The 24,159-nt window shown below is 53.8% G+C and carries 24 protein-coding genes; 18 read left to right on the plus strand and 6 right to left on the minus strand.

Annotation, left to right across the window (positions count from 1 at the left end; translation table 11 throughout):
- The first annotated feature begins 3 nt into the window (after nucleotides 1–3).
- The 5 genes from pgaB (at nucleotide 4) to HVZ39_RS05060 (ending at nucleotide 4,456) form a co-directional block, all read left to right on the plus strand.
- Complete coding sequence (gene pgaB / locus HVZ39_RS05040; protein WP_181633292.1) at nucleotides 4–2,025, plus strand: poly-beta-1,6-N-acetyl-D-glucosamine N-deacetylase PgaB; 2,022 nt, start codon at nucleotides 4–6, stop codon at nucleotides 2,023–2,025.
- On the plus strand, nucleotides 2,022–3,356 hold the full coding sequence (gene pgaC / locus HVZ39_RS05045; protein ID WP_016154305.1) for a poly-beta-1,6-N-acetyl-D-glucosamine synthase: 1,335 nt from the start codon (nucleotides 2,022–2,024) through the stop codon (nucleotides 3,354–3,356). Before pgaB ends, pgaC begins: the two co-directional genes overlap by 4 nt.
- Entirely contained in the window at nucleotides 3,353–3,859 is a 507-nt protein-coding gene (gene pgaD / locus HVZ39_RS05050) for a poly-beta-1,6-N-acetyl-D-glucosamine biosynthesis protein PgaD (protein ID WP_016154304.1), read from the plus strand. The genes pgaC and pgaD overlap by 4 nt, the downstream gene beginning before the upstream one ends.
- An 82-nt stretch (nucleotides 3,860–3,941) precedes the next feature.
- Complete coding sequence (yjdI, locus tag HVZ39_RS05055; RefSeq protein WP_016154303.1) at nucleotides 3,942–4,172, plus strand: 4Fe-4S mono-cluster protein YjdI; 231 nt, start codon at nucleotides 3,942–3,944, stop codon at nucleotides 4,170–4,172.
- An 11-nt stretch (nucleotides 4,173–4,183) separates the two neighbouring features.
- Nucleotides 4,184–4,456, plus strand: coding sequence for a GNAT family N-acetyltransferase (locus HVZ39_RS05060; protein ID WP_016157396.1), 273 nt, complete (start codon nucleotides 4,184–4,186; stop codon nucleotides 4,454–4,456).
- Nucleotides 4,457–4,498: 42 nt separating this feature from the next.
- On the opposite strand, the gene HVZ39_RS05065 is transcribed toward HVZ39_RS05060, so the two are convergent.
- Entirely contained in the window at nucleotides 4,499–5,428 is a 930-nt protein-coding gene (locus tag HVZ39_RS05065) for a LysR substrate-binding domain-containing protein (RefSeq protein WP_046276120.1), read from the minus strand.
- A gap of 391 nt (nucleotides 5,429–5,819) precedes the next feature.
- Here HVZ39_RS05065 and HVZ39_RS05070 point away from each other — a divergent pair, with 391 nt between their 5' ends.
- From HVZ39_RS05070 to HVZ39_RS05100, 7 genes are all read left to right on the plus strand, one after another.
- Nucleotides 5,820–6,425, plus strand: coding sequence for an ankyrin repeat domain-containing protein (locus tag HVZ39_RS05070; RefSeq protein ID WP_016157395.1), 606 nt, complete (start codon nucleotides 5,820–5,822; stop codon nucleotides 6,423–6,425).
- Between the two features lie 126 nt (nucleotides 6,426–6,551).
- Complete coding sequence (locus HVZ39_RS05075) at nucleotides 6,552–7,340, plus strand: DUF2877 domain-containing protein (RefSeq protein WP_181633293.1); 789 nt, start codon at nucleotides 6,552–6,554, stop codon at nucleotides 7,338–7,340.
- Nucleotides 7,318–8,865: an acyl-CoA synthetase FdrA gene (fdrA, locus tag HVZ39_RS05080; RefSeq protein ID WP_181633294.1), complete on the plus strand. Its 1,548-nt coding sequence runs from the start codon at nucleotides 7,318–7,320 to the stop codon at nucleotides 8,863–8,865. The genes HVZ39_RS05075 and fdrA overlap by 23 nt, the downstream gene beginning before the upstream one ends.
- Complete coding sequence (locus HVZ39_RS05085) at nucleotides 8,865–10,283, plus strand: DUF1116 domain-containing protein (RefSeq protein WP_181633295.1); 1,419 nt, start codon at nucleotides 8,865–8,867, stop codon at nucleotides 10,281–10,283. The genes fdrA and HVZ39_RS05085 overlap by 1 nt, the downstream gene beginning before the upstream one ends.
- Before the next feature lie 117 nt (nucleotides 10,284–10,400).
- Entirely contained in the window at nucleotides 10,401–11,951 is a 1,551-nt protein-coding gene (locus HVZ39_RS05090) for a xanthine permease (RefSeq protein WP_181633296.1), read from the plus strand.
- A gap of 26 nt (nucleotides 11,952–11,977) precedes the next feature.
- Nucleotides 11,978–12,928 (plus strand): carbamate kinase family protein, encoded by a 951-nt coding sequence (locus HVZ39_RS05095; RefSeq protein ID WP_016154295.1) that lies wholly within the window; start codon nucleotides 11,978–11,980, stop codon nucleotides 12,926–12,928.
- Nucleotides 12,929–12,940: 12 nt separating this feature from the next.
- Nucleotides 12,941–14,323 (plus strand): amidohydrolase family protein, encoded by a 1,383-nt coding sequence (locus HVZ39_RS05100; RefSeq protein WP_016157391.1) that lies wholly within the window; start codon nucleotides 12,941–12,943, stop codon nucleotides 14,321–14,323.
- Between the two features lie 45 nt (nucleotides 14,324–14,368).
- On the opposite strand, the gene HVZ39_RS05105 is transcribed toward HVZ39_RS05100, so the two are convergent.
- On the minus strand, nucleotides 14,369–15,244 hold the full coding sequence (locus tag HVZ39_RS05105; protein ID WP_181633297.1) for a nickel/cobalt efflux protein RcnA: 876 nt from the start codon (nucleotides 15,242–15,244) through the stop codon (nucleotides 14,369–14,371).
- A gap of 120 nt (nucleotides 15,245–15,364) precedes the next feature.
- Between HVZ39_RS05105 and rcnR the strand changes: the two genes are divergently transcribed.
- Nucleotides 15,365–15,637: a Ni(II)/Co(II)-binding transcriptional repressor RcnR gene (rcnR, locus tag HVZ39_RS05110; RefSeq protein ID WP_016154292.1), complete on the plus strand. Its 273-nt coding sequence runs from the start codon at nucleotides 15,365–15,367 to the stop codon at nucleotides 15,635–15,637.
- Between the two features lie 53 nt (nucleotides 15,638–15,690).
- Here the strand turns inward: rcnR and HVZ39_RS05115 are convergent, their stop codons facing one another.
- Together HVZ39_RS05115 and HVZ39_RS05120 are read right to left on the minus strand one after the other, a co-directional pair.
- Complete coding sequence (locus tag HVZ39_RS05115; protein ID WP_181633298.1) at nucleotides 15,691–16,920, minus strand: amino acid permease; 1,230 nt, start codon at nucleotides 16,918–16,920, stop codon at nucleotides 15,691–15,693.
- A gap of 142 nt (nucleotides 16,921–17,062) precedes the next feature.
- Entirely contained in the window at nucleotides 17,063–17,518 is a 456-nt protein-coding gene (locus HVZ39_RS05120; protein ID WP_016154290.1) for a multidrug/biocide efflux PACE transporter, read from the minus strand.
- Between the two features lie 101 nt (nucleotides 17,519–17,619).
- On the opposite strand from HVZ39_RS05120, the gene HVZ39_RS05125 reads away from it, so the two are divergent.
- From HVZ39_RS05125 to kduD, 4 genes are all read left to right on the plus strand, one after another.
- On the plus strand, nucleotides 17,620–18,504 hold the full coding sequence (locus HVZ39_RS05125; RefSeq protein ID WP_181633299.1) for a LysR family transcriptional regulator: 885 nt from the start codon (nucleotides 17,620–17,622) through the stop codon (nucleotides 18,502–18,504).
- 102 nt (nucleotides 18,505–18,606) lie between these two features.
- Entirely contained in the window at nucleotides 18,607–19,785 is a 1,179-nt protein-coding gene (locus HVZ39_RS05130; RefSeq protein ID WP_006686936.1) for an acetyl-CoA C-acetyltransferase, read from the plus strand.
- A 484-nt stretch (nucleotides 19,786–20,269) separates the two neighbouring features.
- Complete coding sequence (kduI, locus tag HVZ39_RS05135) at nucleotides 20,270–21,106, plus strand: 5-dehydro-4-deoxy-D-glucuronate isomerase (RefSeq protein WP_016154287.1); 837 nt, start codon at nucleotides 20,270–20,272, stop codon at nucleotides 21,104–21,106.
- Between the two features lie 57 nt (nucleotides 21,107–21,163).
- Nucleotides 21,164–21,925 (plus strand): 2-dehydro-3-deoxy-D-gluconate 5-dehydrogenase KduD, encoded by a 762-nt coding sequence (gene kduD, locus HVZ39_RS05140; RefSeq protein ID WP_016154286.1) that lies wholly within the window; start codon nucleotides 21,164–21,166, stop codon nucleotides 21,923–21,925.
- A gap of 144 nt (nucleotides 21,926–22,069) precedes the next feature.
- On the opposite strand, the gene HVZ39_RS05145 is transcribed toward kduD, so the two are convergent.
- A complete protein-coding gene (locus HVZ39_RS05145) occupies nucleotides 22,070–22,396 on the minus strand; it encodes a cupin domain-containing protein (protein ID WP_016154285.1) in 327 nt (108 codons plus the stop codon).
- Between the two features lie 137 nt (nucleotides 22,397–22,533).
- On the opposite strand from HVZ39_RS05145, the gene HVZ39_RS05150 reads away from it, so the two are divergent.
- A complete protein-coding gene (locus HVZ39_RS05150) occupies nucleotides 22,534–23,241 on the plus strand; it encodes an aspartate/glutamate racemase (protein ID WP_016154284.1) in 708 nt (235 codons plus the stop codon).
- Here HVZ39_RS05150 and HVZ39_RS05155 read toward each other — a convergent pair.
- On the minus strand, nucleotides 23,213–24,148 hold the full coding sequence (locus HVZ39_RS05155; protein WP_016154283.1) for a LysR family transcriptional regulator: 936 nt from the start codon (nucleotides 24,146–24,148) through the stop codon (nucleotides 23,213–23,215). The genes HVZ39_RS05150 and HVZ39_RS05155 overlap by 29 nt on opposite strands.
- Nucleotides 24,149–24,159: the final 11 nt, after the last annotated feature.

A 24,159-nucleotide genomic window follows, 5' to 3' on the forward strand; every position in this document is an offset into this window, starting at 1 on the left:
TTCATGCTGAAAAGATGCCTGTGGCTTAGCGCATTAATCGCTGGCTGGTTGATGATTACCGCGTGCAGTAGCGCGCACAATACAACGCCTCGCTACGTTCCTCCCGCAGAGAGAACGCCGCTGACGGCGGATCATCCGTGGCCGAAAAATAGCTTCCTGGTGCTCGGCTACCACGATGTCGAGGATGGTGCCGCCGACCAACGCTATCTTTCTGTGCGCACCAGCGCGTTGAGCGACCAAATGGCCTGGCTGCGTGATAATGGTTATAACCCGATCAGCGTGCAGCAAATCCTGGACGCCCATGACGGTAAAATCGTGTTGCCGGAAAAAGCGGTATTACTCACCTTTGATGACGGATATAGCAGTTTTTATACCCGCGTCTGGCCGCTGCTGAAAGCCTATAACTGGCCTGCGCTCTGGGCACCGGTAGGGAGTTGGGTTGATGCTCCCGCCAACAAAAAAGTCGATTTTGGCGGCTTAATGACGGCGCGAGATAAATTCGCCACCTGGAAAATGGTCGAAGAGATGGGCAAATCGCCGTTGGTGGAAGTCGGTGCGCACACCTGGAATTCGCATTTCGGTGCACAAGCCAACCCGCAGGGAAGTAAAGAACCGGCGGTGGCGAACCGCCTGTATGATAAGAAAACCGGCGCTTACGAAACGGATGAACAGTACACGCGCCGTATAAACGCGGATATCTCTCTCATCACCAACAAGATCAAATCGGTGACCGGGAAATCACCGCGCGCGTGGGTCTGGCCTTACGGTGCGGCCAATGGCACAACGTTAAACCTGGCTAAAGAGCATGGCTATAAGATGGCCTTCACGCTCAACGAAGGGTTGGCGAATGCCGCGTTTCTTGATGACATCCCGCGCGTGCTAATCTCTGATAACCCCTCTCTTAAGCGCTTTGCCAGCCAGGTCGCTCAGGTACGTGAACCGCAGACGATGCGCGTGATGCATGTCGATCTGGATTACGTGTATGACAAGGACCCGGCTCAGCAGAAGCGAAACATCGACAAGCTTATCCAGCGCGTTTATGACATGCGTATTTCTCATGTCTTCCTGCAGGCCTACGCCGATCCGCAGGGCGACGGAAATATTCGCGAGCTCTATTTCCCTAACCGCTGGCTGCCGATGCGTGCCGACCTCTTTAACTATATCTCCTGGCAGTTACAAACGCGGGCAGGGGTGACGGTGTATGCCTGGATGCCGGTTCTGGCTTTCGATCTCGACGCTTCCATCCCACGCGTAACCGCCTGGGATCCGAAAACGGGACGTACAGCGATCAACCGCGAGAATTATGTCCGTCTGTCCCCCTGGAGCAGCGAAGCGCGTCAGCGCATCACTGAAATCTATGAAGACCTGGCCAAACACGCCAGCTTCAAAGGGATTTTGTTCCATGACGATGCTTTCCTGACGGACTTTGAAGACGCGTCACCGGAGGCATTGGCTGCCTACCGCGCCGCAGGGCTTCCCGGAAGCATTGAGCAAATCCGTAGCAATCCACAGGCGTTCGAGCGCTGGACGCGACTGAAAAGTAAGGTGCTGATCGACTTCACCAAACAACTGACTCAGGCGGTGCGTAATATTCGCGGTCCGCAGGTGCAAACGGCGCGCAATATTTACGCCATGCCGGTACTGGAGCCGGAGAGTGAAGCCTGGTTTGCGCAGAACCTGAATGATTTCCTCAATACCTATGACTGGACGGCACCAATGGCGATGCCTTTCATGGAGCAGATCCCGGCTAATGATGCCAACGCCTGGCTCGACAGATTAGTGAATGCCGTTGCACAAACGCCCGGCGCGCTGGACAAAACCGTGTTTGAACTACAGGCACGAGACTGGCGTAAATCCGGGGACGAGGCTGAAATCAGCGGAAAACAAATAGCCGAATGGATGCGCCAGCTGAAATTAAGCGGTGCAGGTAACTACGGCTATTACCCGGATGATTTCATCAGCGACAAACCTGAGATGTCAGAGATTCGCTCGACGTTCTCCTCATACTGGTACCCGCAAAAATGACCGATCGCATAATTGCTTTCCTGATACTTTGCCTGATGTTCAGCCTGCCGTTTGGCGTGGCGGTCATCTTTACAGGTGAAGTGATGTTGAACTTCGTCTTCTTCTGGCCCTTGTTTATGTCTGCTTTGTGGATAAGCGGCGGGGTCTATTTCTGGTTCTACCGTGAGCGTCACTGGAAATGGGGAGATGACACACCGCCACCGACGCTGGAGGGGAATCCGCTGGTTTCCATTCTGATCCCCTGTTTTAACGAAGGGATCAATGCGCGTGAAACCATTGAGGCCGCACTGGCGCAGCGATATAAAAATATCGAAGTGATTGCCATCAACGATGGTTCAACGGATGACACCCACGACGTGCTGGAACAACTGGCGGTGGAATACCCCAGTCTGCGGGTGATTCATCTGGCTGAAAACCAAGGCAAAGCGCTGGCGCTCAAGACCGGGGCAGCAGCGGCGCGCAGTGATTACCTGGTGTGTATTGATGGCGATGCGTTACTGGACCGTGATGCCGTTGCTTATATTGTGGCGCCGCTGATCCAGTTCCCGCGCGTCGGTGCGGTGACCGGGAACCCACGTATTCGAACCCGCTCCACCTTAATCGGTCGGGTGCAGGTCGGTGAGTTTTCTTCCATTATCGGCTTGATTAAGCGTACTCAGCGAGTTTATGGGCAGATCTTTACCGTTTCCGGCGTGGTTGCTGCGTTTCGTCGTCGCGCGCTGGCCGAGGTTGGTTACTGGAGCCCGGATATGATCACTGAAGACATCGATATCAGTTGGAAGCTGCAATTGCGCCACTGGTCGATATTCTTTGAGCCGCGCGCACTGTGCTGGATCCTGATGCCTGAAACGTTAAGAGGGTTATGGAAACAACGACTGCGCTGGGCGCAAGGCGGTGCGGAGGTGTTTATCGTGAACATGCGCCGCCTGTGGTCATGGGAATATCGCCGTATGTGGCCGCTGTTTTTTGAGTTCTGTTTTTCTACCACCTGGGCGTTTGCCTATGCGATCAGTATCGTGCTGTTCCTGTTAGGGCTGATGATCCCGATGCCGGACTCGCTGTATGTACAACATCTGTTCCCGCCGGCCTTTACTGGGCTAATCCTCGGCGTGGTGTGCTTGCTGCAGTTTGCGGTGAGTCTGATGATTGAGCGGCGCTATGAAAAAGGCATTGGCGCGTCGTTGTTCTGGATTATCTGGTTCCCGGTGGTGTACTGGATGCTAAGCCTGTTCACCACGCTGGTCGCTTTCCCGAAAGTAATGCTCAAACGCAAACGCGGCAGGGCGCGTTGGGTGAGTCCCGATCGTGGAATTGGGAGGATCGAATCATGAGCCAGCCGCTGATCTTTACGGAGCAGCGTTTGCTGCCGCGCATCATTGACGTGCTGTTAACGCTTTTTGCCTGGGTTGGCTTTTTATATTTGATCTATAAAGGGCTGATCACCGCTCTGGCGCACTCACCCTATATAGGCGTGCGACCCTTTTTCACCACGCTGGATACGGTCACGTTTTACATCCTTGTCGCGCTGGTCAACGGACTGGTGCTGATTGGTTGGGCGAAGTACAACCAGTTTCGTTTTCGGGTGGAACGTCGCAGTCGCAGGCCCGGACTGGAAGACCATGAGCTGGCTGAAAGTTTACGTATTACCCGGGAACTGGTGACAGAACTGAACAAAGCGCGGGTGCTGACGGTTCACCATCATGAAAGTGGTGAAATCAGTCATATCGATGTGGACAGGGACATCGCCGATAACCGTCTACCGCCGCCGACGCCTGCGATGCTGGAGTATTTGCCGCCAGAGCCGCAGCCGTTGTTGCAGAAAAGGCCTGAGTGATATTTCTACTTTCAGCTGCTTCCTTCAGCCTCGCACAGGTCTATGATTAGACCCAGACAATAAAAAAATGCGAGGCAATGTCGTGGATAAGGAACTACTGGATGCCGGTTACCGGGCCTATACCGGTGAGAAGATTGACGTCTACTTCAATACGGCGATATGTCAACATTCGGGCAATTGCGTGCGGGGAAGCGCAGCGCTTTTTAACCTGAAGCGTAAACCCTGGATCATTCCGGATGAAGTGGATGTCGCGACGGTCATTAAAGTGATTGATACCTGTCCGAGCGGTGCGCTGAAATATCGCCAGAAATGAGTGAGGGGACCATGGAAATTCTTGCAGGCCACAACAAATTTTATGTTAACGATGCCGAAGGCAATCAGGTTGCCGAGATTGTCTTCGTGCCGACGGGTGAGCATCTGAGCATCATTGAACATACCGATGTCGACCCCAGTCTGAAAGGCCAGGGGGTCGGTAAACTGCTGGTGGCGAAGGTGGTTGAGAAAATGCGCGCCGAAAACCGCAAAGTTATTCCGCTGTGCCCGTTTGCCAAACATGAGTTTGATAAAACCCGCGAGTACGACGATATTCGCGCCTGATAATCTTACGTGCGCCGGAAGGCATGACCGCCGTCCGGCGCATCACTCCCGATGCAGCAAATCCTGATAAATTCCCGTCAATACACCTTGTGGGCCAAACTCTTTTTTAATCCACTGGGTTACACGACCGGTGGCCGAATGCTGGGTCGCCAGCAGCATCCGTGAATCCTGACGCGGGTTGTGGATCTGCCGCGTGACCAGCAACGACTTTTCCATCGCCTCGCGTACCATATAGTCCGGCAGAAAACCGATGCCCTCACCCAGGATCTGGCACTGGCATTTGGTATTAAAATCAGGAACCAGAATCGACTCCTGTCCGTGTAACAGCCAGCCGACCTTCTTGTTGATGGTGTGCGCGGTGTCTTCCACCATGATGTTCGGGTACAGGCGCAGCTGGCTCTCAGAAATCGGTTCAGGCATAAAAGCCAGCGGATGATCCGGGGCAATCGCAAACGACCAACGGATCGCGCCGATCTCGGTGTAATCAATCCCCCCGCCGTCCAGTAACGTATCCGGCGCGCCGATAGCGATGTTGGCGAGGTTGTTAATGATCGAATCCCAGACGCCGTTATACACCTCGGTGGTGACGGTTATCTGGCAGGTTGGAAACTGTTTCTTGAGTACCTGCAGCAGTCGTGCCGTATGTTGAGGGGTATACAACAGTTGATTAATACAGATGCGTACCCGGGCTTCAATGCCCTGAGCAATGGTATCAATACTGCGCTTGATGGCGTGGAAATCGTTGAGCAGGTCGGTCGCCTTGCGAAACAGATAGCGTCCGGACTCGGTCAGCTCAATGCTGCGGGTACTGCGGGTAAACAGCACCACGTCGAGCCCCACCTCCATGCGCTTAATGGTGTAACTAATTGCTGATGTGGTTAAGCCAAGTTCCTCAGCCGCCTTGCTGAAGCTGCTGTAGCGGGCTGCCATCGTAAATGCCAGCAGGTTTTCCTCAGTAAAAATTGAATTCATCTTCCTCCCCTCCGGCGACAAACGCACATCCGCGACGCGATGATTGTTGAATGTATTTGTAATCCTTATGCAGAGCAATCAGTTTTGAACAGAATTTAACACTAGTTTTACAATTGATTTGAAGGCAATCACACTTCTGTATATTAATTGCAGGCCGCTATCCGTGTAGCATCACGCCTGATTTTCCTGACAACTGATTAATGGCTAAAAGCGGCTCTGTCATAAGGAAAAGATTGCACTACAGCACGTTTTGTTCTCATTGTTAAATTTGATTCAATAATCGACACGCTTACGATGAATGAAATTTAAGCGGATATTATTCTCTGCACTCTGTTGCTATTCTCAGCTTACCGGATATTTAAAAAGTCTAAAAAACTGCAGGAGAGCGATTATGTCAGAGAAAGAACTCATTACTGAATTTCTGCTGGCGGCAGAGCAGGGTGATGCCGATGGATTAAAATCCTGCCTGGCAAAAAATGTGGATATTAATGCCACTAACCGCCAGGGGCGCACTGCCATAATTATTGCCAGCCTGAATAAACATTATGACTGTGTTTCTTTATTGATTGCTGCCGGTGCCGATATTAATAAACAGGATCAAACCTGTTTTAATCCATTCCTGATTAGCTGTCTGACTAACGATTTAACGCTGCTGCGTACCGTATTACCGGCCAATCCCGATCTTAATTGCCTGAGCCGTTTTGGCGGCGTCGGTATTACGCCAGCCAGCGAAAAAGGTCATGTAGAGATCGTGCGCGAACTGCTGCTGCGTACCGATATCAATGTTAATCATACCAACTTTGTCGGCTGGACGCCGTTACTGGAAGCCATCGTGCTTAATGACGGCGGCGCGAAACAGCAGGAAATCGTCAAGCTGCTGCTCGACCATGGCGCAAACCCGCACATGACGGATAAATACGGTAAAACCCCGCTGGAGCTGGCGCGGGAGAAAGGATACCACGAAATTGCCGAGCTGCTGATTGCGGCCGGAGCCTGACAGAGGAGCGCCACTATCGCCACGCCATCACGGCGATGCGTACGGGCGCTAACCGCAGACGGCGCGTTTCTCGCTTTCCGGGGAACAGGACGGGTTGAACAGGTTTTTTCCCGCGCGGTAAACCTGTTGATACCTGAACAGCAGCGGTTGCTGACGTTACTGAGTGAAGGTTGTGATAACGCGCCTAACAGCTGTCGGCTGGCGCTGACGCATTGTGAAGAGCTGTTTCACCCCGGTGAGAGAGTCAGTTTTACCGAATCGGGGATAGCCGTTGGCAACGATAAATGGATAGAAACTTCCGGTTGTCTGCCGTGGCGCATACCACAGTGGAGGCCTGATGCAATAAGCTTTGCTGCAATCCGCTGGCTGCGCTGGGAAGAGGTTATCCGCCAACAGCTAAGAAGCGCTGACACATTATTTCTGTACCAGGGTGATAACCCGTTTTATCTGGAAATCACCCGCCAATTACTGAGTCGCCGGCAAACATTACTGGCGGCGTTGCAGACAGGAGAAAATATCTCTACAGCGGTCAGCCATTTAATTGGTCTGGGGATTGGTTTGACGCCTTCATCTGATGATTATTTAGTGGGTTTAAGCACTATTTTATTTATTCCTGGACATCCGCTGGGGAAATATCGTGATGAATTTTTAGCAGCCTTACAACGTGCCGGAAATAATACCACGCTACTCAGCAAAATAACGCTAGAGGAAGCCTTTCATCAACGTTATCGGGAAAGCGTCGGACGGCTGCTGAACTATATTATTACAGAGCAACAACCCGTTTCTACGCAATATATTACTGACATTAAAAATATCGGCTCAAGTTCTGGCTGCGACATGCTGTATGGCATGGCGGATGCCTGCGCCCTGAGCCACAGGTCCGGAGGGAATTATGTCGATCAGGATAGTTGTTAAAAAGAACACGTATTTTGATTCTGTCTCACTGATGTCTATCTCCACGCGCGCAAATAAGCTCGATGGCGTTGAACAGGCGTTCGTGGCTATGGCGACAGAAATGAATAAGGGCGTACTGAAGAATCTCGGTCTGCTCACGCCTGAACTTGAAGAGGCGAAAAGTGGCGACCTGATGATTGTCATTAAAGGCGCCAGCGAGGCGGCGAACGATCAGACGCTGGTGGCGATTGAAGATTTGTTTACGCATAAAGAGCAAGGGGGGCAGCATGAAGCGCGCTATGCCACGCTTGCCAGTGCGAAGAAGCATGTTCCTGACAGCAACCTGGCGGTGATCTCGGTCAATGGTCTGTTTGCCGCGCGTGAAGCGCGTCAGGCGCTGAAAAATAACCTCAACGTGATGCTGTTCTCTGACAACGTCTCTCTTGAAGACGAACTGGCGCTCAAGCAGCTGGCGCATGAAAAAGGGCTGCTGATGATGGGGCCCGATTGCGGAACCGCCATTATTAACGGCGCGGCGCTGTGTTTTGGCAATGCGGTGCGTCGCGGCAACATCGGAATTGTTGGCGCCTCCGGTACCGGTAGCCAGGAGCTGAGCGTACGCATTCACGAGTTTGGCGGCGGGATTTCCCAACTGATTGGCACCGGTGGACGCGATCTGAGCGAAAAGATTGGCGGCCTGATGATGCTTGACGCGATTGGTATGCTGGAGGCCGATCCGCAAACCGAGATCATCGCGCTTATCTCCAAACCTCCTGCGCCAACAGTGGCGCGCAAAGTGCTGGAACGTGCGCGCGCCTGCCATAAGCCCGTCGTGGTGTGTTTCCTCGGACGTGAAGCCGCGCCTGCGGATGAAAACGGTCTGCTGTTTGCACGCGGCACTAAAGAGGCGGCGCTGAAAGCGGTACTGCTGACTGGCGTGAAAAAAGAGAGCCTCGATCTGCATCCGCTCAACTGGCCGCTGATTGAAGAGGTCCGCGCTCGCCTGACCCTGCAGCAAAAGTACATTCGCGGCTTATTCTGCGGCGGCACGCTGTGCGATGAGGCGATGTTTGCTGCCATGGAAAAACATGCGGAAGTTTACAGCAACATTCATCCGGATCCGGCTTTTCGCCTGACAGATCTCAACCGCAGCGTGGGACATACCTTCCTTGATTTCGGAGATGACGATTTTACCAACGGTAAACCGCACCCGATGATCGATCCAACCAACCGCATTAGTCGTCTGTTGCAGGAAGCACGCGATCCTGAAGTCGGCGTGATCGTTATGGACTTCGTTCTTGGATATGGATCACATGAAGATCCGGTTGGCGTGATGATCGAGGCGATCGTCGAAGCCAAAGCGATCGCCGCCGCAGAGGGGCGTCCGCTTGAGATCCTCGGCTACGTGCTGGGAACCGATCTCGATACGCCGTCGCTGGAAAAACAGTGCCAGATGCTGACCGATGCAGGCGTGATCTGGGCGAGCAGTAGCACCAATACCGGATTGCTGGCGCGTGAATTTATCTGTAAAGGGGAGGAAGCCTGATGAGCCAGAGACTGTTTAACCAGCCGCTGAACGTGATTAACGTCGGCATCGCGATGTTCAGCGATGACCTGAAAAAGCAGAATGTTCCCGTGACCCAGCTCGACTGGACGCCGCCGGGCCAGGGCAACATGCAGGTCGTGGCCGCACTGGACGAAATTGCCGATTCGCCGCTGGCTGACAAAATCGCTGCCGCTAACCAGCAGGCGCTGGAACGCATTATCCAGTCGCATCCGGTGCTGATTGGCTATGACCAGGCGATCAACGTCGTGCCGGGCATGACCCGCAACACCATCCTGCACGCCGGACCGCCCATCTGCTGGGAAAAAATGTGCGGCGCAATGAAGGGCGCGGTCACCGGGGCTTTGGTGTTTGAAGGGCTGGCGAAAGATCTGGATGAAGCCGCCGACCTGGCCGCCTCGGGTGAAATCATCTTCTCACCGTGCCACGAGCATGACTGTGTCGGTTCGATGGCGGGTGTGACGTCGGCGTCGATGTTTATGCACATCGTCGAGAACAAAACCTACGGCAACCGCGCATATACCAATATGAGCGAGCAGATGGCGAAGATCCTGCGCATGGGCGCGAACGATCAGAGCGTTATCGATCGCCTGAACTGGATGCGCGATGTGATGGGACCGATGCTGCGCGACGCCATGAAGCTGGCGGGCGAAATCGATCTGCGCCTGATGCTGGCGCAGGCGCTGCACATGGGCGATGAGTGCCATAACCGCAACAACGCCGGGACGGCGCTACTGATACAGGCACTGACGCCGTGGATTATTCAGACCGGCTATCCGGTTGAGCAGCAGCGTGAGGTATTCGAGTTCGTCCTCAGCAGCGATTACTTCTCCGGACCGACCTGGATGGCGATGTGTAAAGCCGCAATGGACGCCGCACACGGGATCGAATACAGCACCGTAGTCACGACGATGGCGCGTAACGGCGTTGAATTCGGTCTGCGCATCAGCGGCTTACCGGGTCAGTGGTTTACCGGTCCGGCGCAGCAGGTGATTGGCCCGATGTTTGCGGGCTATAAGCCCGAAGATTCCGGACGTGATATCGGTGATAGCGCAATTACCGAAACCTACGGCATCGGCGGTTTTGCCATGGCCACGGCACCGGCCATCGTGGCGCTGGTGGGCGGTACGGTTGAAGAAGCGGTCGATTTCTCTCGCCAGATGCGTGAAATCACTCTCGGCGAAAACCCCAACGTTACTATTCCGTTACTTGGTTTTATGGGCGTACCGACCGCTATCGACATTACGCGCGTGGGTAGCACCGGCATTCTGCCGGTGATTAACACCGCAATTGCGCACAAAGATGCGGGGATCGGCATGATCGGCGCCGGAATAGTCCATCCGCCGTTCGCCTGTTTTGAAAAGGCGATCCTCAACTGGTGCGACCGCTACTGCCAATAACAACAATCGGGGCTAACGCTGTTAGCCCCACAGTAGCGAAGCAAAAAACGTTGCTTACCTGCAGGGCTGGGCGATCCCCGGGATCGCAAACGATGCTTAACCTGTTAAGGATATTCCATGAACAGCATAAAACTAGAATGGAAACGTGGTGACTGGGCTGCTTACTTTGGGCTGATGACCAACAACCTGACTAACCTGCTGACAATGATGGGGCTGCTCATTTTTGTCGTCGGGATCCCTACCGAAATTGTCTATGGTCGCATTGCGCCTGCCTTTGGTCTGGCGGTGCTGGTGGCCAGCGTTTGCTACGCCTGGTTTGGCCTGCAGATGGCAAAGCACACCGGGCGTAAAGACGTGACGGCGCTACCGTCCGGGCCGAGCGCACCGTCAATTTTTACCGTGACCTTCCTGGTGCTAATGCCGGTATATCAGCAAACCAAAGATGCCAACTTTGCTATCCAGATAGCCCTGGTGTGGTGCTTTGTAGAAGCGTTGATCCTGGTCGGCGGCTCCTTCCTGGGCGATACCATCCGCAAGATGATCCCGCGTACGGTATTACTTTCTTGTCTGTCCGGTCTGGGACTGTTGCTGCTGGCGATGAACCCGATGCTGCAGGCATTTGAAGCGCCGACCGTCTCTTTCATCGTCTTGTTGTTGATCTTCATTAACTGGTTCGGTAAGAAGCCGATTTTTGCCCGTATCCCTACCGGTTTGCTGCTGCTGATTGCCGGTACAGCGTTGGCGTGGATCTCCGGTTTGCAAAGCCCGGAAGCCATTAAATCTTCGATGTCTTCCTTTGGCTTCAACCCGCCGGAAATCCATGTCGACAGCTTCCTGCAGGGTTTGCCGCACGCGCTGCCGTACCTGGCTTCTGCGGTTCCTTTGGGTCTGGCGAACTACATTTTTGACCTTGAGAATATTGAAAGTGCGCATGCGGCGGGTGATGAGTACAACACCCGTAAGGTCATGATGGCGAACGGTTTTGCCTCCATGCTCGGCTGCATGCTGGGCAACCCATTCCCGGTGACCGTATATGTTGGGCATGCGGGCTGGAAAGCGATGGGGGCCAGCATCGGTTATACCCTCGCTTCAGGCATCACCATGTTCCTGGTACCGCTGTTTGGGCTGGGGGCGTTTATGCTCGCGATTATTCCGATGACTGCGATAGTGCCGATTCTGGTGTTTATCGGCGTGGTGACCGCCAACCAGGTGGTGCGAGAGACGCCCAAAGTCGAGGTTCCCGTTATCTTTATCTGCTTGTTCCCGTGGATCGCTAACTGGGCGTTGACCATCGTCAACAGCGTGATGGGCGCCGCCGGAACATCCGCGGGGAAACTGGGTAGCGACCTGCTGCACAGCAAAGGTGTCTATTACGATGGGCTGGTGCATCTGGGAAGCGGCGCGCCGCTGGCCAGTATGCTGTGGGGCTGCGTCGCTATCTTCGCCATTATGAATAAGCCGCTGCGTGGGGCGATTGCCGCAGCTTTTGGCGCGCTGTTATCGCTGTTTGGTGTGATCCACTCTCCGGCGGTTGGCTTTGCAGAAGGCAGTTCGATGATGTTTGTTGTGGCCTACCTGATGATGAGCGGCATGTTTGTCCTCAAGCATGTTCTTGATAGCCGTGAAGCGGTGACTGCGCCTGAGCAGGAACCGACGAAAACGACCTGAATCGCCTGTAAGCGGAAGATAACACTATGAAAGAACTTGTGGTCGTTGCCATTGGCGGCAACAGCATTATCAAAGATAACGCCAGCCAGTCGATTGAGCACCAGGCTGAAGCGGTGAAAGCTGTGGCGGATACGGTGCTGGAGATGTTGGCATCGGACTACAACATTGTGCTGACGCACGGAAACGGGCCGCAGGTGGGGCTGGATCTACGGCGTGCGGAAATCGCGCATGAGCGTGAAGGGTTGCCGCTCACCCCGCTGGCAAACTGCGTCGCCGATACGCAGGGCGGGATCGGCTATCTGATCCAACAGGCGCTGAACAACCGCCTGGCGCGGCGCGGTGAGCAGAAGGCGGTTACGGTGGTCACGCAGGTGGAGGTCGACAAAAACGATCCGGGCTTCGCTAACCCGACCAAGCCTATCGGCGCGTTCTTTAGCGAAGCGCAGCGCGATGAACTGCAGCGGGTCAATCCGGGCTGGCGCTTTGTTGAAGATTCGGGACGCGGCTACCGCCGGGTCGTCGCCTCTCCGGAACCGAAGCGTATTGTCGAGGCTGAGGCGATCAAAACGCTGACCCAGCAAGGTTTTGTGGTGATTGGCGCGGGGGGCGGCGGGATCCCGGTGGTGCGTAGCGATCAGGGGGATTATCAGAGCGTGGATGCGGTGATTGATAAAGATCTCTCCACGGCTCTGCTGGCGCAGGAGATCCGCGCTGACATTCTGGTGATCACCACCGGCGTCGAGCAGGTCTGTATTCATTTTGGCAAACCCAACCAGCAGGCGCTGGATAAGGTGGATGTCGCAACGATGACCCGTTACATGCAGGAGGGACATTTCCCGCCGGGGAGCATGTTACCCAAAATCGTTGCCAGTCTGGCGTTCCTGGCGCGTGGCGGTAAGCGAGTGATCATCACCACGCCGGAATGCCTGCCGGCCGCACTGCGCGGCGAAACGGGCACCCATATTGTCCATTCCTGAGAGGAAATGTGAATGAAGGAAAGTAACAGCCGCCGTGAATTTTTAAGTCAGAGCGGAAAAATGGTGACCGCTGCCGCGCTGTTTGGCGCAGTGGCTCCGGTCGCGTATGCTGCTAATCCTGTCGGGAACACCTGCGGGGCGAAGAGCACAATGACGATTAACGATAAGCACTATTACCTGGATAACGTCCTGCTGGAAGCGGGGTTTGATTACGAAAACTCGGTGGTGGTGCATACCCGTACTGCGCTGCAAACCGTTGAAATTCAGGACGGGAAAATTGTTGCCCTGCGTGAGAATAAGCAGCATCCGGATGCGACGCTGCCGCACTACGATGCGGGTGGAAAGCTGATGCTGCCCGCCATGCGCGACATGCACATCCATCTGGATAAAACCTTTTACGGCGGTCCCTGGCGTTCGCTGAATCGCCCGGCTGGCACCACCATTCAGGATATGATCCGCCTTGAGCAAAAGCTGCTGCCTGAACTCCAGCCTTACACGCAGGAGCGCGCGGAAAAGCTCATCGATCTGCTGCAATCAAAAGGCACCTCGATCGCCCGCAGCCACTGCAATATCGAACCGGTTTCCGGGCTGAAAAACCTGGAAAATCTGCAGGCGGTGCTGGCGCGTCGCCAGCCGGGTTTTGCCTGTGAAATCGTGGCGTTTCCGCAGCATGGCCTGCTGTTATCGAAGTCTGAACCGTTGATGCGTGAAGCAATGCAGGCGGGGGCGCATTACGTCGGCGGTCTGGACCCAACCAGCGTGGACGGGGCGATGGAAAAATCCCTCGACACCATGTTCCAGATTGCGCTGGATTACGATAAAGGCGTGGATATCCATCTGCATGAAACCAGCCCGGCGGGCGTTGCGGCGGTGAATTACATGGTGGAAACGGTGGAGAAAACGCCGCAGTTGAAGGGCAAACTGACCATCAGCCACGCATTTGCGCTGGCAACCCTGAACGAACAACAGGTGGATGCGCTGGCGAGCCGCATGGCGGCGCAGCAGATTACCATTGCCTCGACGGTGCCGATCGGTACCTTGCATATGCCGCTCAAGCAGCTGCGTGACAAAGGCGTGGAAGTGATTACCGGGACCGACAGTGTGATTGACCATTGGTCGCCGTACGGGCTTGGAGACATGCTGGAGAAGGCGAATCTGTACGCGCAGCTGTATATTCGTCCCAATGAACTCAACCTGTCGCGAGCGCTGTTCCTCGCCACCGGCGATGTGCTGCCGCTTAACGATAAAGGTGAGCGCGTCTGGCCGAAGGCGCAGGATGAAGCCAGCTTTGTACTGGTGGATGCCTCCTGCTCAGCGGAAGCGGTCGCGCGAATCTCCCCACGCACCGCGACCTTCCATAAAGGCCAACTGGTGTGGGGGAACGTCGCAAGCTAGCCTGGTTTGATGCGCAGCGGCAATCGCTGCTGCGCTCTCTGCTCGTTAACCGACGATCCCCATATAGCCGTGAATCCCCATATATAAGCCGACCATCGCGATAAGCGCGCTGGAAAAATAGGGGGCTTTGCGTGCCAGTGTGTTAAATCCGCTCCAGCGTTTGGCCGCCTGTTGCACGCTGATTGCCGCTCCCACGCCCACCGTTACCAGCGTTAGCGCCAGCCCGAGGCTGAAGCACAGCACCATGGTGGCACCCAGCGTGAAGGCTTTGAGCTGGATGCAAATCAGCAGTACCGTAATGGCAGCAGGGCAGGGGATCAACCCGCCGGTCAGACCAAACAATAATATTTGGCCGTTGGTGACCTCTTTGCCTGCAAAGCGGCGCTGAATATCGGTAGCATGTGCCCGCTCGTGCGCGTCCTGATACGCTTTCGAACCCTCGCTCAGCCCTGCTAACGCAGCATGGTTATGATCGTGGTCGTGGTCATGTTCGTGATGATGGTGGTGAGCTTCACCGTGGTTATGATGGTGGTGATGGTCATCGTGATCGTGGTCATGATGCGTCTGGGTCAGCCAGTTCTGTTCTCCCTGCCAGGTTCGCCAGAACATCCAGAATGCGGTCCCGAGAATAATAATCGCCGAGACAAACTGCAGCCACGGCTCAACGGCCTGGGCAGTAAACGCTTTGCTGATATACATCCCGCCGAGCGCAATCAGCCATACCACTGCGGTATGCGACAGCGTTGCCGCCAGCCCCAGCATCACCGCCTGTTTGATGGTTCCCTTAATGGCAATAATAAAGGCCGCCATCATCGTCTTGGAATGCCCCGGTTCCAGACCGTGTAACACTCCTAATAGAATCGCGCTGGGAATGAAAAACCAGGCGTTGCCTTGCTGAAGAAGCGTAGAAAACTCACCCATGAGAATGATTCTTAGTTGTTTAATTTTGCCAGATTCTACTCCCCCCCAGTATTAAATACTACCCCCCAGTAGAATGACGATGGTATTGTCGCTACAGCCAGACGTTGAAAAGGTATTGCTATGTCACATACGATCCGCGACAAACAAAAGCTGAAAGCCCGAGCCAGCAAGATTCAGGGGCAAGTAGCGGCGTTGAAAACCATGCTGGATGAACCGCATGAATGCGCGGCGGTATTGCAGCAAATAGCGGCGATCCGCGGTGCGGTAAACGGGTTAATGCGCGAGGTGATTAAAGGTCATCTGACCGAGCACATTGTGCATCAGGGCGATGAAATTAAGCGCGAAGAAGATTTGGATGTGGTTTTGAAGGTACTCGATTCGTACATCAAATAAGTCAGTTTAACGGCTCATCCACATACAGATGAATGAGCCGTTAAAAACACGTTCTAGCCAAAAAACATCACAGATACGCACAGCAGACCGACAATCAGGGTGATCAGATTTCCCACTGAACGGTACGGCTTTAGCGCCGGGATCAGATAGGTAGATAATGTCGGCATGATAAACAGAATCATGGCAATCAGCGGCCCGCTAATCGCGTAAATCATTGAAATTGCATTAGGGTTAATGCAGCAAATGATAAACGTAATGGTCGAAACCAGCATAATGGACAGGGCGCGGTTAAAGGCCCGGCTTTTCTTCAATCCCACCTGATGCAACGATGTTTTTACCACCTCGGTTGCCCCTTCAATCACGCCAAAGTAGGTGCCGAGGAACGATTTTGACATCGCCACGACGGCGACAATGATCCCAGAAATCGACAGCCATGCTGGTGCATTTGGCATCATCGATAGCGCTGACAGAATGGTCACCCCTTCATTTTTCGCGTCCTCGATATAGTTTGTCGGAATCGAAAGCAAACAGCTGAAGACGAAAAACAGCACGCTCAGGCAGATGATGACGTAGGCTACCTTCATGATTTTTTTGCATTTACCCATGGCCTGCTCGCCATATTTCTCACGTCGGTCGATGGCGAACGTCGAGATAATTGGCGTATGGCTAAAAGCGAAAACCATCACGGGAATAGATATCCAAACCTGATGAAGCGTGTGCTGATCGAAAGACATCTGGCCGGTGAGTAGCGTTGGCTGCCAGCTTCCGGTCAGGTAGAGCGAAAGGAACAAAAAGTACGCGATGAGCGGGAACACCAGAAAGCCCATTACCCGAATGGTTGCTTGTCGGCCCATCAGAAAAATCAGGTTCAGCACCAGCACCACGCCAAGACTGACCAGCATGCGAACACGCAGATCGATGGCGATATGTTTTGCCAGTTGTTCAGTGAGTGAATTGGTTATCGCCACGGCGTAGATCAGCACCACCACAAAGAAGGCAATAAAATAGAGGGTCGTGATCAGGCTGCCTATCTTTTTGCCGTAGTAGTGCGTAACTGCACCAGTGATCCCTTCACCTGCCGAGGTTTTTGAGGACAGGATAAACTGGCACAGCGCCTTGTGCGGCCAGTAGGTTAAAGGCCAGGCGACGAGTGCGGTGATAAACAGCACCACCGCGCCTGCAGAACCCAGCTGTATGGGGAGGAAGAGGGTTCCTGCGCCGACGGCAGTCCCATATAGTGCGAAGCTCCAGAGAGTCTCTTCTTTTGACCAAAATTTCGACATTATTTGAACGTATCAACTATAAAATAAACAAAAAGAAGCGCAATTTACCACAAATGGCAGGGGCTGGGGGAGGTGTCAACAAGCGGGCGAGTGAATGGATCAAAAGCCGGAACCGAGAAGATTCCGGCTATTGTTTGAATTATCAGGCAGTAACGCGCTGCTGGCGACGCTTCATAACGCGCTCGCGTAAAGTGTCATAAGCCCAGTTATAGAACATGGTGTATGGCAGGAAGAACAGGAAGAAACCTATTTCCAGCGTGAATGCCTGGAGCAGGCTGACGTTCAGCACATACGCCACGATGCTCACCCCGATGACAATAAAACCGCTCTCGAAGCCTAAGGCGTGGAATGCCCGCACTTTAGCCGTACGTTTTACCAGGTGCGACGGCCACAGTCGGTCAAACAGGGCGTTATAAATGATATTCCAGATCATCGCCGTGGTGGCGAGAAGGATGGTCAGTCCGCCCATTTCCAGCACCGAGCGCTGCATCAACCATGCGGTGGTTGGTGCGAGGATCGCGGTGGCAATGCCTTCAAAGCAGACGGCATGAAAAATTCGCTCCAGTAACGAGCGGCGTTGGACTGTATCGTGTTGCATAATCTAAAACCTTCTTTGATGCCCGGATAACGGAATGGTGGCAATTTTATCGTTTTATGTGATATCTAAAAGATAGTATCCATCGATAAAGTAGATAGTTCATGCGTTACTCTCCTGAAGCGTTAACGGCATTTGTGGAGACCGTTTCCTGCGGCTCATTTTCTGCTGCGGCCCGGCGGCTACGTAAAAGTCAGTCCACCATCAGCACGGCCATTGCGCATCTGGAAGCCGATCTCGGTTTTGCGCTGTTTGACCGCTCATCACGTCAGCCGACGCTAACCGAAGAAGGTAAGCGGGTGCTGGGCTATGTGCAGGCAATTTTGACGGCCAGCGAACGTCTTGATGAGGCAGCGATTTCGCTGTCGGGTGAAACGGAAGCGCGTCTGACCTTCGTTTTGTCTGACACGCTGCATCCGGATGTGCTGGAAGAATTGATGGTGCAGTTTGACCACAAGTTTCCCCATACCGAGTTTGAATGTCTGATTGGCGAAGATGAAGACGTTATCGATCTGCTGCAAAAAGGACGTGCTCAGGTTGGGTTGATCGAAGCGCGGGAGGATTACCCGACCGACATGGGCGTCACGCGTCTGCCGATGCAAACCTGGATGGGATTATACGTTGCGGCATCGCATCCACTGGCGACTCAAGAAAAACTGCAGCGGGAACAGCTACATACCTGGCGAGAGCTGCGGCTGAATACCTATCTGGAGAGCGGCACCAACGTGGCGCGCGGCCCCGTCTGGTCGGCGCCTAACTATTTGTTGCTGCTGAGTATGGCGGTGCAGGGATTCGGCTGGTGCGCGCTCCCTTGTGCGCTGGTGGAGGAGTTTGCGGCAGAAAAACCGCTGGTCCAATTGATGCTGCCCGGCTGGCCAAAGGCTATCTCTATCGATCTGCTGTGGAATAAGAAATCACCGCCTGGCGTGGCGGGAAGTTGGCTGCGCGACCATTTACAGCAGAGTGGCGTTCAGATGACCAATAAATGATACGAATTTCCTTTGTGATAAAAATCACCGTTTTTAAACAACCTTGATAACTCTTTTTAACAATCATCTACTATTGCGGTGTTATTTTGCGCTGAGGTGGTGATGAAAGAGGTTGTGATAGTCGGGGCGTTACGGACACCAATCGGCTGCTTCCAGGGGACGCTGGCGCGCCACTCTGCCGTTGAATTAGGTAGCATGGTAGTCAGGGCGTTACTGGAGCGCACGGGCGTGGACGTTCACGCTGTGGATGAAGTGATCCTCGGACAGGTGCTTACCGCTGGTGCCGGGCAAAACCCGGCGCGTCAGTCCGCCATCAATGGTGGGCTACCCAATACCGTCTCCGCCATCACCATTAACGATGTCTGCGGCTCGGGTCTGAAAGCGCTGCATCTGGCGACCCAGGCTATCCAGTGCGGCGAAGCCGACATTGTCATTGCGGGCGGACAAGAGAATATGAGCCGTGCGCCGCATGTCCTTACTGATAGCCGTACCGGCGCACAGTTGGGCAACAGTCAACTGGTCGACAGCCTGGTGCATGACGGCCTGTGGGACGCTTTCAACGATTACCATATGGGCGTTACCGCGGAAAATCTGGCGCGGGAATATGGCATCAGCCGTGAACTGCAGGATGCCTACGCACTGCATTCGCAGCACAAGGCGCGGATGGCAATTGACGCCGGGCGCTTTAAAGATGAAATCGTGCCGGTGGTAACGCAGCGTAATGGACAATCGTTCGTGGTGGATACCGACGAACAGCCGCGCACCGATGCCAGCGCAGAAGGGCTGGCGCGCCTGGATCCGACCTTCGACAGGCTCGGTTCAGTAACCGCGGGCAACGCGTCATCCATCAATGATGGCGCCGCTGCGGTGATGATGATGAGCGAGGCCAAGGCCCAGGAGCTGAATTTGCCGGTGCTGGCTCGCATTCGTGCCTTTGCCAGCGTCGGGGTCGATCCCGCCCTCATGGGAATTGCGCCGGTGTACGCGACGCGCCGTTGCCTTGAGCGTGTGGGCTGGCAACTGGCTGATGTTGATCTTATCGAGGCCAACGAAGCCTTTGCCGCACAGGCATTGTCCGTTGGAAAAATGCTGGAGTGGGATGAACGGCGAGTGAATGTGAACGGCGGAGCCATTGCGCTTGGTCATCCGATTGGCGCATCTGGCTGCCGTATTCTGGTTTCACTGGTGCATGAAATGGTGAAGCGTCGGGCGCACAAGGGCCTGGCAACGTTATGTATCGGCGGTGGTCAGGGCGTGGCGCTCGCTATCGAGCGAGATTAACCACCCGAAGTTTTCTCTGCTTAAACGCCTTTCCCGCTGTATATCCCCTGCATCTATAAAAAAGCCCTCCAACAGGAGGGCAAGGCCAGTTACAGAAACATACACTCTAAACTCTGCTAACGTATCAAAACGGTGTTTCATTTCATGTGATTAACAGCGCACTTTGTTAGAAAAGGTGTGTGAACGGCATGTGAGGCTGGCTGTATTTTCAATGTCTTATCCCTACCCCTCATGAACTACTCTTGTTTATTTTTATCTATCTAATTGTTTTAAATAATTTTATTGAAACCGTTCCCGCGATTTATATGCGCTAGCGTGATCGCAATTACACTTTTGATAATAAGATGCAGAAAAAGTGAAACGTTGTTTTATTTGTAATTGAAAACCCATTCCGGGAGGGATATCATGAGCGCATAAGATAAAACGGAACAGCGTTTTGCTATTCGTTTAAGCATTCACGGTCAATTTATCACTGGAGGTAAATGTGGACGTAAGACAAAGCATCCATAGTGCGCATGCGAAAACCCTGGACACTCAGGAGCTGCGTAATGAGTTTTTGGTCGAAGAAGTGTTTGTCGCAGATGAATACACCATGGTCTACAGCCACATTGACCGCATCATTGTTGGCGGCATTATGCCAGTGGCCAAAACCGTCTCTGTGGGTGGCGAAGTCGGCAAACAGCTGGGCGTAACCTACTTTCTCGAGCGTCGTGAGCTGGGTGTGATTAACATCGGTGGCCCGGGCACGATTACCGTTGACGGCCAGTGCTATGAAATTGGTCATCGTGACGCGCTGTATGTCGGGAAAGGGGCTAAAGAAGTGGTATTCGCCAGCATCGATACGGCGAAACCAGCGAAGTTTTACTATAACTGCGCGCCGGCCCACACGACTTATCCAACCAAAAAAGTCACGCCAGCAGACGTTGCGCCAGTAACGCTGGGCGATGACCTCACCAGTAACCGTCGTACCATCAACAAATATTTTGTGCCGGATGTGCTGGAAACCTGCCAGTTGAGTATGGGTCTGACCGAACTGGCGCCGGGTAACCTGTGGAACACCATGCCGTGTCATACCCATGAACGTCGTATGGAAGTCTATTTCTATTTCAATATGGAAGAAGATACCTGCGTCTTCCACATGATGGGGCAGCCTCAGGAAACGCGTCATATTGTGATGCACAACGAGCAGGCGGTGATTTCGCCGAGCTGGTCAATTCACTCCGGCGTTGGCACAAAAGCTTATACGTTCATTTGGGGCATGGTCGGCGAAAACCAGGTCTTTGATGATATGGACCATGTAGCGGTCAAAGATCTGCGCTAGTTGCGGGCGATAGCCGTGCCTGCTGCGGCGGGCATTATAAAAAATTAAGGATTTACAATGATTTTGAATGCATTCTCTCTTGAAGGTAAGGTCGCCGTTGTGACCGGTTGTGACACTGGCCTGGGTCAGGGTATGGCGTTGGGTTTGGCTGAAGCGGGCTGCGATATCGTGGGGATCAACATCGTTGAACCGACGGAAACTATCGAACGCGTGACCGCGCTGGGGCGCCGTTTTTTAAGTCTGACCGCCGACCTGCGTCAAATTGACGGCATTCCGGCGCTGCTGGAGCGCGCAGTGGCAGAATTCGGTCATATCGATATTCTGGTCAACAACGCAGGTCTTATCCGTCGTGACGATGCGATCGACTTCAGCGAAAAAGACTGGGACGACGTGATGAACCTGAACATTAAGAGCGTGTTCTTTATGTCTCAGGCCGCGGCGAAGCACTTTATCGCTCAGGGTAACGGCGGCAAAATTATCAACATCGCCTCTATGCTTTCCTTCCAGGGCGGGATCCGCGTGCCGTCTTACACCGCGTCTAAAAGCGGCGTAATGGGCGTCACCCGCCTGATGGCGAATGAGTGGGCCAAACATAACATCAACGTCAACGCAATTGCGCCGGGTTACATGGCGACGAACAACACTCAACAGCTGCGCGCTGATGAGCAGCGTAGCGCAGAAATTCTCGATCGTATCCCGGCGGGTCGTTGGGGTCTGCCGAGTGACCTGATGGGGCCGATTGTGTTCCTGGCATCCAGCGCATCTGACTATATCAACGGCTATACCGTTGCGGTAGACGGCGGCTGGCTGGCGCGTTAATCCGCTTTCCAGAACCGACAAACCCTGCCCTTTGGCAGGTTTTGTCGGTTAAACATAAGGTGAATGTAGCAATACACCGGAGGCGACATATTCATTCCCTCTGGAACAACATTATGCCGCCAGGCAGATTACGAACAGATAAAATTACGCAGGCAGAAAATCTTCGCGCATGGGCGTAAAGGTATCGAGTAGCGTTCCCGGTTTTAAACAGACGCAGCCATGCATAATGTTGGGCTGTTTATATAGGGTATCGCCTGCCCTAACGACATGCTTTTCTTCGCCGATGGTAAATTCAAACTCCCCAGACAAAACGTAAGTCAGCTGCTCATGCGGATGATTGTGCATCGGACCAATCGCGCCTTGCTCGAAGTTCACCTCAACCGCCATCATTTTACCGTCGTGAGCAAGAATGCGTCGGGTAACGCCATTGCCCAGATCTTCAAGGGTGGTCTCTTTATGAAAAATAAACATTCGGCCTTCCTGTAATTAAAACAATGTTTCATTAAACCTATATCAGAAAATTAAAAAAAGAAATGCACGCCAACAGATGTGGAAAGTTGATCACATCTTTGGTTCACTGGAGAGATAACAACAAATCAGGGGAAATGATGAAAACGATCGGCCTGTTAGGCGGTATGAGCTGGGAATCCACCATTCCTTATTATCGACTCATTAATGAAGGGGTAAAACAGCGTCTGGGTGGCCTGCACTCGGCACAGATTCTGTTGCACAGCGTAGATTTTCACGAGATCGAAGCCTGTCAGTCTGGCGGTGACTGGCAGCGGGCTGGGGAGATCCTCGCGCAGGCCGCCGCAGGGCTTCAGCAAGCCGGAGCGGAGGGGATTGTGTTGTGTACCAACACCATGCACAAAGTTGCTGAGGCGATTGAAACCGCCTGTGACGTGCCGTTCCTGCATATTGCCGATGCGACGGGGCGGGCCATACAAAAACAACAGATGAGCAACGTGGCGCTACTGGGTACGCGCTACACCATGGAGCAGGATTTTTACCGCGGGCGCCTACAGACTGAATTTGGTATTAGCACGCTTATTCCTGAGGCTGATGATCGTCAGAAAATAAACCAGATTATTTTCGACGAGCTGTGCCTCGGTGAGTTCAGCAACGCTTCCCGCGACTACTACCTGAGCGTAATTGATCAGTTGGCTAAACAGGGCGCTCAAGGGGTTATCTTTGGCTGTACCGAGATTGGTCTGCTGGTTCCAGCCGAGCTAAGTCCATTACCGGTTTTCGACACCGCGGCAATCCATGCGCAAGATGCGGTGGCGTTTATGCTTTCGTCTGTGGATACAAAATAGCCTCCAGTGGATCGATAAGCCTCGGGAGTTGGGCTTGCAGATGCGCCGTAAAAGCATCGACCAGCGCCGAGGCAGGGCGATGAAGTGGGTGGATCAGGCTGACCGTAAAGGGTACCGAAATACTGAAGCGGCGGATAACCACTCCGCTGCTGGCATAATCCAGCGCGGTCAGTGGGTTTACCACCGAGATCCCCACGCCCGCCCGCACCATTGCACAAATTGAAGCGGCGCTGTGGGTTTCAATCACCATGCGGCGCTTCACCTGATGTTCGTTAAACAGGGTGTCCAATAGCTGACGGTAACTGTCGGTCCGCGACAGGCTGATATAGTTCTCTCCCTGAAAATCCTGCGGCGTTAATACCGCTTTCTCGGTCAGCGGATGCCCCTGCGGCAGTACACACACTTCATCCAGCGCCAGCAATTCGGTGCGTTTCGTTCCGGCTGGCGTATGCAGCGTTTCCGTTAACCCCAGATCGTGGCGCTGCGCCGACAGCCACTCTTCCAACAGTGGTGACTCCTGCGGCACGATCTGAATGTTGACCTGCGGATAGCGCGCGAGAAATGGCTGCAGCAGCGGCGGTAAAAAGGACTGCGAAAATACCGGCAGGCAAACAATCGACAATTCACCTTGACGAAATTCGCGCAGGCTTTCGGCGGCGCTCACAATTCTGTCCAGGCCGTACCACGAACGTTGTACCTCTTCAAACAGACGTAAGCCTTGCACGGTTGGATGCAGTCGCCCACGCGTGCGTTCAAACAGCGTTAATCCCAGGACTTTTTCGAATCGGGCCAGTTCCCGACTGACGGTGGGCTGAGAGGTATGTAGCATGCGCGCGGCCTCCGTCAGATTGCCTGCGGTCATGATGGCGTGAAAAATTTCAATGTGACGCAGGTTAACCGCAGGCATAAGCAATCCTC

This window comes from Citrobacter sp. RHB35-C21 (assembly GCF_013816515.1).
Lineage (GTDB): Bacteria > Pseudomonadota > Gammaproteobacteria > Enterobacterales > Enterobacteriaceae > Citrobacter > Citrobacter braakii.

Bases quoted from the DNA above. Each gene is read 5' to 3' on its own strand.
- HVZ39_RS05070 (WP_016157395.1), top strand. From the start codon at position 5,820: ATGTCAGAGAAAGAACTCATTACTGAATTTCTGCTGGCGGCAGAGCAG.
- HVZ39_RS05125 (WP_181633299.1), top strand. From the start codon at position 17,620: ATGCGTTACTCTCCTGAAGCGTTAACGGCATTTGTGGAGACCGTTTCC.
- HVZ39_RS05090 (WP_181633296.1), top strand. From the start codon at position 10,401: ATGAACAGCATAAAACTAGAATGGAAACGTGGTGACTGGGCTGCTTAC.
- HVZ39_RS05115 (WP_181633298.1), bottom strand. From the start codon at position 16,920: ATGTCGAAATTTTGGTCAAAAGAAGAGACTCTCTGGAGCTTCGCACTA.
- HVZ39_RS05150 (WP_016154284.1), top strand. From the start codon at position 22,534: ATGAAAACGATCGGCCTGTTAGGCGGTATGAGCTGGGAATCCACCATT.
- rcnR (WP_016154292.1), top strand. From the start codon at position 15,365: ATGTCACATACGATCCGCGACAAACAAAAGCTGAAAGCCCGAGCCAGC.
- fdrA (WP_181633294.1), top strand. From the start codon at position 7,318: ATGTCGATCAGGATAGTTGTTAAAAAGAACACGTATTTTGATTCTGTC.
- HVZ39_RS05085 (WP_181633295.1), top strand. From the start codon at position 8,865: ATGAGCCAGAGACTGTTTAACCAGCCGCTGAACGTGATTAACGTCGGC.
- HVZ39_RS05145 (WP_016154285.1), bottom strand. From the start codon at position 22,396: ATGTTTATTTTTCATAAAGAGACCACCCTTGAAGATCTGGGCAATGGC.
- HVZ39_RS05100 (WP_016157391.1), top strand. From the start codon at position 12,941: ATGAAGGAAAGTAACAGCCGCCGTGAATTTTTAAGTCAGAGCGGAAAA.
- HVZ39_RS05120 (WP_016154290.1), bottom strand. From the start codon at position 17,518: ATGCAACACGATACAGTCCAACGCCGCTCGTTACTGGAGCGAATTTTT.
- pgaB (WP_181633292.1), top strand. From the start codon at position 4: ATGCTGAAAAGATGCCTGTGGCTTAGCGCATTAATCGCTGGCTGGTTG.
- kduD (WP_016154286.1), top strand. From the start codon at position 21,164: ATGATTTTGAATGCATTCTCTCTTGAAGGTAAGGTCGCCGTTGTGACC.
- HVZ39_RS05095 (WP_016154295.1), top strand. From the start codon at position 11,978: ATGAAAGAACTTGTGGTCGTTGCCATTGGCGGCAACAGCATTATCAAA.
- HVZ39_RS05105 (WP_181633297.1), bottom strand. From the start codon at position 15,244: ATGGGTGAGTTTTCTACGCTTCTTCAGCAAGGCAACGCCTGGTTTTTC.
- pgaC (WP_016154305.1), top strand. From the start codon at position 2,022: ATGACCGATCGCATAATTGCTTTCCTGATACTTTGCCTGATGTTCAGC.
- pgaD (WP_016154304.1), top strand. From the start codon at position 3,353: ATGAGCCAGCCGCTGATCTTTACGGAGCAGCGTTTGCTGCCGCGCATC.
- HVZ39_RS05130 (WP_006686936.1), top strand. From the start codon at position 18,607: ATGAAAGAGGTTGTGATAGTCGGGGCGTTACGGACACCAATCGGCTGC.
- HVZ39_RS05065 (WP_046276120.1), bottom strand. From the start codon at position 5,428: ATGAATTCAATTTTTACTGAGGAAAACCTGCTGGCATTTACGATGGCA.
- HVZ39_RS05155 (WP_016154283.1), bottom strand. From the start codon at position 24,148: ATGCCTGCGGTTAACCTGCGTCACATTGAAATTTTTCACGCCATCATG.
- HVZ39_RS05060 (WP_016157396.1), top strand. From the start codon at position 4,184: ATGGAAATTCTTGCAGGCCACAACAAATTTTATGTTAACGATGCCGAA.